The sequence below is a fragment of the Galbibacter sp. genome (genome assembly GCF_035306585.1).
Taxonomy (GTDB): Bacteria; Bacteroidota; Bacteroidia; order Flavobacteriales; family Flavobacteriaceae; genus Galbibacter.
Map to the genome: position 1 here is coordinate 1 of NZ_DATGNU010000067.1, position 9,448 is coordinate 9,448.

The 9,448-nt window shown below is 38.6% G+C and carries 8 protein-coding genes; all 8 read left to right on the forward strand.

The window, feature by feature from the left end; all coding sequences use genetic code 11:
• The first annotated feature begins 164 nt into the window (after window positions 1-164).
• Window positions 165-1,283, forward strand: coding sequence for an N-acetylmuramoyl-L-alanine amidase family protein (locus VKY50_RS07090; protein ID WP_324300289.1), 1,119 nt, complete (start codon window positions 165-167; stop codon window positions 1,281-1,283).
• Between the two features lie 59 nt (window positions 1,284-1,342).
• Window positions 1,343-2,308: an MlaD family protein gene (locus VKY50_RS07095; protein WP_324300291.1), complete on the forward strand. Its 966-nt coding sequence runs from the start codon at window positions 1,343-1,345 to the stop codon at window positions 2,306-2,308.
• Window positions 2,309-2,322: 14 nt separating this feature from the next.
• Complete coding sequence (locus VKY50_RS07100) at window positions 2,323-3,648, forward strand: (Fe-S)-binding protein (RefSeq protein WP_324300293.1); 1,326 nt, start codon at window positions 2,323-2,325, stop codon at window positions 3,646-3,648.
• 34 nt (window positions 3,649-3,682) lie between these two features.
• On the forward strand, window positions 3,683-4,129 hold the full coding sequence (locus VKY50_RS07105; RefSeq protein WP_324300295.1) for an LNS2 domain-containing protein: 447 nt from the start codon (window positions 3,683-3,685) through the stop codon (window positions 4,127-4,129).
• A 98-nt stretch (window positions 4,130-4,227) separates the two neighbouring features.
• A complete protein-coding gene (locus VKY50_RS07110; protein ID WP_324300297.1) occupies window positions 4,228-5,019 on the forward strand; it encodes a (Fe-S)-binding protein in 792 nt (263 codons plus the stop codon).
• Between the two features lie 47 nt (window positions 5,020-5,066).
• Window positions 5,067-5,552 carry an ABC transporter ATPase gene (locus tag VKY50_RS07115; RefSeq protein ID WP_324300299.1) on the forward strand — a complete coding sequence of 162 codons (486 nt, stop codon included), beginning with the start codon at window positions 5,067-5,069 and terminating at the stop codon, window positions 5,550-5,552.
• A gap of 101 nt (window positions 5,553-5,653) precedes the next feature.
• Entirely contained in the window at window positions 5,654-8,575 is a 2,922-nt protein-coding gene (locus VKY50_RS07120) for a serine hydrolase domain-containing protein (protein WP_324300301.1), read from the forward strand.
• A gap of 93 nt (window positions 8,576-8,668) precedes the next feature.
• Window positions 8,669-9,448 (forward strand): N-acetyl-alpha-D-glucosaminyl L-malate synthase BshA (gene bshA, locus VKY50_RS07125; RefSeq protein ID WP_324300303.1); only part of this gene is annotated, 780 nt, incomplete at its 3' end.

Genomic DNA, 9,448 nt, shown 5'->3' on the forward strand with positions numbered 1-9,448 from the left:
AAAGTATGTTGAGTTTCTTTGCTTGCAAAGCTTTTAATACTATTTTTGTACTGAATGTGGCTCGGTTTTTGACCTGCCAAACTTACGTATATTTTTTGTTCTCTTTGGTATAGATCAAAAAATTTTAAACAAAATAAATAATAGCAATTAATCGTTATTGTTCCATGAACAAATATATAGTTTCACTTTTACTTACTGCAAATTTATTACTAGTTCAATTCTGTTTCCCTTCAGAATTAAATACGTATCAAAACAAGCCATTTACGGTGGTCCTGGATGCTGGTCATGGTGGTCATGACCCAGGAAATTTAGGTGGAGGATTTAAGGAAAAAGAAATCGCGTTAGACATCGTACTTAGGGTTGGAGAAATTTTAAAAAAAACACCCAACATCAAAGTGGTGTACACCAGAACAGACGATAGTTTTGTCGATCTATATGTGAGAGGAAAAATAGCCAATGATGCCCAAGCTGACTTGTTTGTATCGGTTCATTGTAACGCGCATAATTCCAGTGCTCATGGAACGGAGACTTTTGTCTTAGGATTGCATGCAAACAAGCGTAATTTCGAAGTTGCTAAAAAGGAGAACTCGGTGATCTATCTAGAGGAAGATTATGAGGTGAACTATGCGGCTTATGACATAAACTCTCCCGAGTCATTTATAGGTCTTACCATGATGCAGGAAGAATTTTTAGATCAAAGTATATTTTTGGCCAAAGCCATTCAGGATAATTTTACCAGTAATCTCAACAGGGTAAACCGAGGAGTGAAACAAGCTGGATTTATTGTTCTTCACCAAACCTTTATGCCAAGTGTGTTAATTGAAACTGGTTTCTTGACTTATAAGCCAGAGGGAGCATACCTAAACTCTAAAAAAGGGAAGGGCGAAATGGCAGCCTCCATCGCTGAAGCGATCAAAAAATATAAAACACATTTGGAAGAAAATGTAGGAGTTGATTTTTCTTTTGAATCGAGTGATCATGGTGATCTTGTTACTGGTGATGACACCGAAACTGTTGTGGAGCCTGGTGTTAGTTTTAGAGTCCAGATTGCTGCGGGGTCTAAAGCCGTAGAAACGAAATCCTATAATTTTAAAGGCTTAGATCCGATTAGTAGAGAAAAAGAAGGATCAATTTATCGCTATTATTATGGGGAGACTTCAAGTTACGAGCAAATCCAACAAATGCGCCAAAATGCCATAAATAAGGGTTATAAAAGTAGCTTTATCGTCGCCTTTAAAAATGGGGAAAAGGTTAAAGTTCAGTCAGTGCTGAAATCCAACTGAAATTAATCTTGTTCTAAAAAATAATTCCTAATTTTGTTGCTTACACAAAAAAATAAAGTTTGAAACTTACCAGAGAACTTAAAACCGGAATTATAGTTGTGGGCGGGATCGTCCTTTTTATTTTGGGCTTTACTTTTTTAAAGGCCACAAACTTATTTAGTTCAAGTAGAACTTTTTACGCAGTATACGAAAAGGTCAACGGTCTTACCCCTGGCACTCCCGTGAGTATAAATGGACTTAAGGTTGGGACTATACAAAATATTCGCTTTTTAGACTCCAAAGGACATTTACTTGTTAGCTTTACTGTTGATAATGATTTTCAATTCTCAAAAAACAGTACTGCAGAGATCTATGATACCGGTATAATTGCTGGAAAGGGATTGCGGATTGTTCCAATTTTTGATCAAGGGCCGCTTTCTAAAGATGGTGATACCCTGCAGAGTTCTATAGATCCTGGTCTCTCGGAATTGGTCAATCAAAAATTAGCTCCCTTACAAGAAAGTTTAGATGCCATATTGAAAAATGCGGACTCGGTAATGATCGGGGTAGATGCTATTTTAGATTCCGCAAGTCGACAGCACATAAAAAATACCCTTGAAAATCTAGATGGGGTTACTCATAATTTTAATCAGGCAGGTCAAACTTTAAATAGTTTATTAACAAACAATAAAAACAAGCTAGATCGTACACTGACCAATGTGGATCAATTATCCGGAAATCTAGCGAGTCTTAGTGACACACTTGCCAATGCCAATATTGGACTTGCCGTAAGTAATTTAAAGAACAGCATGGTCAAACTCAATCAGGTCATGGATAAAATAGAGCAAGGAGAGGGGTCTATAGGGAAGTTAATGAATGATGAACAGTTGTATACCAATCTCTCTGATGCTAGTTTGGAGTTAGAATTACTTCTTGAAGATATGCGCTTGAATCCAAAACGGTATGTGCATTTTTCCCTCTTTGGAAAAAAAGCCAAACCCTACGAGCCTAATGATCAAAAGGAGGGCTTAGAGCAAGAAGATTAAACTAAGGGAGCATCATGAATTACGTATCTCAAATAGTATTTGCACTGATCCTTATCGCTGGAATTGGTTATTTTGCCGCTAACATCAAGCGACTTGTCAGGAATATTCGGCTAGGTAGAGACATTGATCGCACGGATCGAAAGGCGGAGCGCTGGAAAATCATGACACTGGTGGCATTTGGTCAACAAAAAATGGTGGTAAGACCTATAGCTGGTATACTGCATATTATAGTTTATGTTGGTTTTATCATTATCAATATTGAAGTTATTGAAATTATCATTGATGGCCTTTTTGGAACACATCGGGTACTGAGCGCTATGGGGATACTCTACGATTTTTTAATCGGGAGCTTTGAGATCCTTGCCCTGCTAGTTATTGTGGCTGTGGTGTTATTTTGGATTCGTAGAAATATTTTAAAACTGAAAAGATTCTTTTTCTCAGAGATGAAAGGGTGGCCCAAATCTGATGCTAATATTATATTGTATTTTGAGGTCATATTAATGGTGTTGTTTCTAACGATGAATGCGGCCGATTATAGCCTGCAACAATTAGGTAGCGAGCATTATCATCAGGCTGGAGCTTTTCCGATTAGTCAATATTTATCTAATCTTATCACCCCACTTGGAGAAAGTAGCTTAATTATTATTGAGCGATCAGCATGGTGGTTGCATATAGTTGGAATATTAATTTTCTTGAACTATTTGTATTATTCAAAACACCTTCATATTTTGCTCGCTTTTCCAAACACTTGGTTTTCTGACCTGAACCCTCAAGGGCAAATGAATAATATGGAGTCAGTAACCAATGAAGTTAAATTGATGATGGATCCAGAGGCGGATCCATATGCAATGCCTGATCAGGATGATGATCAGGAAACAGCAAAATTCGGGGCCTCTGACGTTAGTGACTTAAATTGGGTGCAACTTATGAATGCATATAGTTGTACCGAATGTGGACGTTGTACCAGTGAATGTCCTGCAAGTAGGACCGGAAAGAAATTATCGCCTCGGAAGATTATGATGGATACCCGCGATCGTTTGGAGGAAGTTGGAAGGAATATTGACGCCAACAAAGGGGTCTTTAAAGAGGATGGGAAACAATTGTTGGACGATTATATAACAAGAGAAGAACTTTGGGCATGTACCACCTGTAATGCTTGTGTAGAGGCATGCCCAGTTAATATAAGTCCATTATCCATTATTGTGGATATGCGGAGATATTTAGTAATGGAACAATCTGCTGCGCCGATGGAACTTAATAATATGATGACCAATATTGAAAATAATGCTGCGCCTTGGCCTTATAATCAAATGGATCGTCTGAATTGGAGAAATGAATAATGAATAAATAGTGAATCAGAAATAAAAATTGAAAATGAACAAAGAAGAAGTGGAAAAATTGCTAAATGAAAAATTGCAGGACGGAGAACACATTAGTCCAGTATTACCAGAGGGGATTAAAAACTATTTAATTGATATCGACGGGACCGTCTGTGATGATATCCCTAATGAGGAGCCAGAACGTATGGCTACCGCCAATGTTTATCCAGATGCATTAAAAACCTTGAATAGATGGTATGAACAAGGACATATTATTTTCTTTTTTACCTCAAGGACTGAAGAGCACAGAGAAGTAACTGAACAGTGGTTGAATAAGCATGGGTTTAAATACCATGGTATGCTTATGGGTAAACCACGTGGTGGAAACTATCACTGGATAGACAACCATTTGGTGAAAGCCACACGTTATAATGGTAAGTTTACTGACCTTGTGGATAAGGAAGTGACTATTCAAGTATTTGATGACGGAAAACACGACTAAGCTGTTATAAATACGAACGGTATACTTATAGTAATGGAAATAAGTACAGTTAGAATATAATGGTGTTAGAGCAGTGAATACACAAATTTAAAGTACACATGAGTAATTCTATTAAGGTGCCAACGATGGCAGAATTGACAGCAGAGGGGAAAATTCCTGATGTATTGTTTTGGGTTGGATGTGCCGGTAGTTTTGACGACCGCGCAAAAAGGATAACCAAAGCATTTGTTAAGCTGCTTGATAAGGCAGGCGTTAATTTTGCAGTATTGGGTACCGAAGAAGGATGTACTGGGGATCCTGCAAAACGCGCAGGGAACGAAATGTTGTTCCAAATGCAAGCGATGAGCAATATTGAGGTCTTAAATAGTTATGAAATAAAAAAAATCGTAACCAGTTGTCCTCATTGCTTTAACACCATTAAAAATGAATATCCTTCCTTAGGAGGGAACTATCAAGTAGTACATCATACCCAGTTTTTACGATCTTTGTTGGAGGAGGGGAAACTCACCATCGAAGGTGGAAAGTATAAGGGTAGACGCATCACATTCCACGATCCTTGTTACCTTGGAAGGGGGAACAACGTCTATGAGGCTCCTCGTCAATTGATCGAGAAGCTAGAGGCTGAACTTGTGGAGATGAAAAGTTGTAAAAAACGCGGCTTATGCTGTGGTGCTGGTGGAGCGCAGATGTTTAAAGAAGCCGAAAAAGGAGATAAAGAGATCAATATTGCTAGAACGGAAGAGGCTATGGACTCCAAAGCAGAAATTATTGCAGCGGGATGTCCATTCTGCAATACAATGCTTACCGATGGGGTTAAATCTAAAGAGAAGAGTACATCTATAAAAGTAATGGACGTTGCAGAACTTTTGGCCGATGCCGAAGAGTTGTAATAGAAGCGATTAGGCTTGAATTAGGAATAATTTAAATTGAAAAGATCATGTTTGTTGAATTTAATGAACTTTCCGATGCTGCCAGAGTGTGGATTTATCAAGCCAACAGGAGTTTTACGGAAGAAGAAATCGAGCAAATTAAAAAGAAATCAGAAGAATTTATTACGCAGTGGACTGCGCATGGTGCAAACCTTAAAGCCTCTTATGAGCTGCGGTACAAGCGATTTTTAATTATTGCTTTGGATCAGGAATTCAACGTGCCAAGCGGATGTTCCATTGATGCTTCTGTACATTTTATACAACAATTAGAAAAACAATACCATGTAGATTTATTGGATAAGATGAATGTATCTTATCGTCAAGGAGATTACATTGCGTATAAGCCCCTTTCTGACTTTAAAAAAATGGCCAAGCAAAGAGCCGTTTCCCAAAACACTATTGTATTTAATAATTTGGTAACCAATAAAGAAGAATACCAGAACTACTGGGAAGTACCTGCAAGGGATAGTTGGCATGCCAGGTTTATGAACTAAACTACAGTTGCGCAGGAAAAAATTAATAGCAACCCCTGTGTCAATACCTTATTTTTTTAACGGAGTACTGGTTTGATGCAGAAAAAAACTCTTGCATAAAAATGAATAAACAGTTTCTTGTTACCTTATTGTTTTTTGCAGTATGTATATCCCATGGTCAGCAAATGGATCCACTAGCCACTGAAGATCACCAAGAGCAGCAGCATTGGGTTGACAGTATATACAACAGCCTTAGTCTTGAAGAAAAAATAGGGCAGTTATATATGGTTAGGGCTTTTACAGATAAAGGGGAAACTCACTTAGATCAGGTACGGGAATTGGTCACCGATTATCACGTTGGTGGGGTGATCTTTTCAACCGGGGGACCATACAGACAAGCGGCCTTTAATAATGAAATACAGGAGCTCTCGAGAGTAAAAATGCTCATGGCTATGGATGCCGAATGGGGATTATCGATGCGTCTGGACTCCACTTTTGCTTTTCCTTATAATATGGTTCTAGGTGCTGTGAAGGACAATTCATTAATTGAGCAAGTAGGGAAACATATCGGAGAACACACTAGGCGTCTTGGGATGCATATAAATTTTGCACCGGATGTCGATATCAATACCAATCCTAATAATCCTATAATTGGCAATCGATCCTTTGGAGAAAACAGGGATAACGTCACCGAAAAAGCTCTTGCTTTTATGCATGGTATGCAGGGTGCTGGGGTTTTAGCAAATGCAAAGCACTTTCCTGGCCACGGAGACACCTCTCAAGACTCTCATAAAGTATTGCCTACAGTAGATTTTAACAAAGAACGAATCGATAGTGTGGAGCTCTACCCGTTTAAGAAACTTTTTTCAGAAGGTTTAGCCAGTGTGATGGTGGCACATTTAAGTGTTCCTAGCTTAGAAAGTAGACCTGGATACCCCTCCTCATTATCTAAAAAAATTGTAGCGCAGTTGCTAAAAGAAAAACTACAATTTAAAGGCCTTATTTTTACAGATGCATTGGAGATGAAAGGTGTGGCCAATTACGCCCAAGGTAAAAATGTAGATTTAGCGGCATTTTTAGCCGGAAATGATGTGCTGCTCATTTCAGCTGACGTTCCAAAGGGGGTAAAAGCCATTAAGGAAGCCTATGAAGAAGGAACTATTACAGAGGAGCGTCTAGCGCATTCCGTAAAAAAGATCCTCAAAGCTAAGTATAAAGTAGGCTTGAATCATTATCATCCTGTTTCAACAAAGCACCTTTCGAAGGATCTCAACAGGGCTTCAGATCAATTATTGTTTGAAAAGGTAATGGAAAATGCTATTACCGTAGCCAAGAATGATGACCAACTCGTTCCTATTAGGAGTATAGACAAAAAAAAGATTGCTTATGTACCCATGGGTGATGGAAAGCATCACAGCTTTTTTGATGCCTTAAAAAAGTATGCCGATGTTACCTTAGTTCAATCCAATAATCTTGGAGATTTGATCAATGCTCTTGAGCCTTTTAATTTAGTGATTGTTGGCCATCATAGATCAACTGAAACCCCATGGAAGGCGGCTGATTTTACCGATAAGGAAAAGACTTGGCTTTATGAAATCGCTCGTAAAAAACGTGTGATTTTGGATGTGTTTGTAAAACCATACGCATTGCTGGGGCTACAAAGTATTGATAATATCGAGACCATCATTGTAAGTTATTTGAACGATCCTATATCGCAAGAAACTTCTGCTGAGGTTATCTTTGGTGCTATTGCAGCTAAAGGAAGTTTACCTGTAACGGCTCATGCAAAATTGCCAGAAAATAGAGGTTTTATTACCAACAGCTTATCGCGCTTGGGCTATTCCATACCGGAGCGGGTTGGGATGAATTCAAAGGCTCTTGAGAGGGTGGATTCTTTAATGAAGGTGGCCGTACGTTCGGGGATGACTCCTGGTGGACAAATATTAGTGGCACGGAATGGTCAGGTTGTTTACAACAAGAATTTTGGGAAGACCACCTATGGTGGAGAAAACGTCCAAAGTGATCATATTTATGATTTGGCATCCCTGACAAAGATTATCGCAACATTGCCTATACTGATGCAATTAACCGAAAAAGGGGAACTTTCTTTTGATTCGACCCTTGGAGAATTAATACCCGAGTTACGCGACAGTAATAAGAGCAATTTAAAAGTCTTAGATGTGCTGTCCCATTATGCGCGCCTGGAGGCATGGATTCCCTTTTATAAGAAAACTGTAGGCGAGACTTCAAATCTTCCCTTGGAGAAGTATTACAAAACGGAGCCTGACCGAAAATTTAATGTCAAAGTAGCGGATCATTTGTACATGCGAGAAGACTATAAGGACAGCATTTTTACTATCATTAAGGAAAGTGATTTACGTCCTAGACTCGAATACAAATATAGCGACCTGGCTTTTTTAATCATGCAGCGCTACATAGAGAATTACTATAATGAGCCATTGGATAAAGTTGCAGATGAACACTTTTACGCCTCCCTAGGAATGAACCATACCAGTTTTAACCCTTTAAAGAAGTTTAGAAAAGGAATGATCGTACCAACTGAGGTGGATAATTATTTTAGGCAACAAACCATTCAGGGGTACGTGCATGATATGGGAGCAGCTATGTTAGGAGGAGTTGCTGGCCATGCAGGACTCTTTAGCAATGCCAATGATGTGGCTAAAATCATGCAAATGTTCCTTCAAAAAGGATATTATGGGGGGGTACGTTATTTTAGTGAACAAACCTTAAAAAAGTACAACCATTGCTATTTTTGTAAGCAGAATAACAGACGAGGTGTCGGTTTTGATAAACCACAGTTAGGAGCCACAGGCCCCACCTGTGGATGTGCCTCGCCAATAAGTTATGGTCATAGTGGTTTTACAGGAACCTTTGCCTGGGTAGATCCAGCTTATAATTTGGTATATATATTTTTATCCAATAGGACCTATCCAACGATGATGAATAGAAAATTAATTACAGAAGATATACGTAGCCACATACAAGGCTATATCTATGATGCCATGCGTAGTGATGAATCTTAAGGGTGTTTGAGCAGCCTGAGTTTTTAAATTTCTTGTTATGTATGGAAGGTTGTTTCGACTCAAAAGGCACTATTTTGTTTAAATTATATAATTATGCGAATTGGAATTGTTTGTTACCCCACTTTTGGTGGGAGTGGAGTAGTGGCAACAGAGCTCGGAATGGCATTGGCAAATCTGGGTCATGAAATTCATTTTATAACCTACAAACAGCCAGTTCGTCTTGCCCTTTTAAGTGGCAAAATTCATTTTCATGAGGTCAACGTTCCTGAATACCCGTTGTTTCACTATCAGCCGTATGAACTGGCGCTTTCGAGTAAGTTGGTCGATATGGTGAAACTCTACAATATAGAGATTCTACATGTTCATTATGCCATTCCACATGCGTATGCTGCCTATATGGCCAAAGAGATGCTCAAGACACAAGGTATACACATTCCAATTGTAACAACATTGCACGGAACCGATATTACCTTGGTGGGAAATCACCCTTTCTACAAACCTGCCGTTACATTTAGTATAAATAAGTCTGATGTAGTAACTTCTGTTTCTAAAAGCTTAAAAGAAGACACGACCCGTCTGTTTGATATTGAGAAGAATATTCATGTAATTCCAAATTTTATTGATTTAACCAAGTATAAAAAACAATTTGACGATTGCGGACGAAGTATTATGGCCGCTGATAATGAACGCATTATTACGCATATTAGTAATTTTAGAAAAGTAAAACGGATCGAGGATGTTATAAGGATATTTCACGGCATTCAAAAGGTCATGCCAGCGCGATTGATCATGGTAGGGGAAGGGCCTGAAAAAGAGCCTGCAGAGGATTTATGTCAAGAATTAGGTATAGCAGATAAAGTAGCCTTTTTAGGG

Bases quoted from the DNA above. Each gene is read 5' to 3' on its own strand.
- VKY50_RS07090 (WP_324300289.1), top strand. From the start codon at position 165: ATGAACAAATATATAGTTTCACTTTTACTTACTGCAAATTTATTACTA.
- VKY50_RS07100 (WP_324300293.1), top strand. From the start codon at position 2,323: ATGAATTACGTATCTCAAATAGTATTTGCACTGATCCTTATCGCTGGA.
- VKY50_RS07105 (WP_324300295.1), top strand. From the start codon at position 3,683: ATGAACAAAGAAGAAGTGGAAAAATTGCTAAATGAAAAATTGCAGGAC.
- VKY50_RS07110 (WP_324300297.1), top strand. From the start codon at position 4,228: ATGAGTAATTCTATTAAGGTGCCAACGATGGCAGAATTGACAGCAGAG.
- VKY50_RS07115 (WP_324300299.1), top strand. From the start codon at position 5,067: ATGTTTGTTGAATTTAATGAACTTTCCGATGCTGCCAGAGTGTGGATT.
- VKY50_RS07120 (WP_324300301.1), top strand. From the start codon at position 5,654: ATGAATAAACAGTTTCTTGTTACCTTATTGTTTTTTGCAGTATGTATA.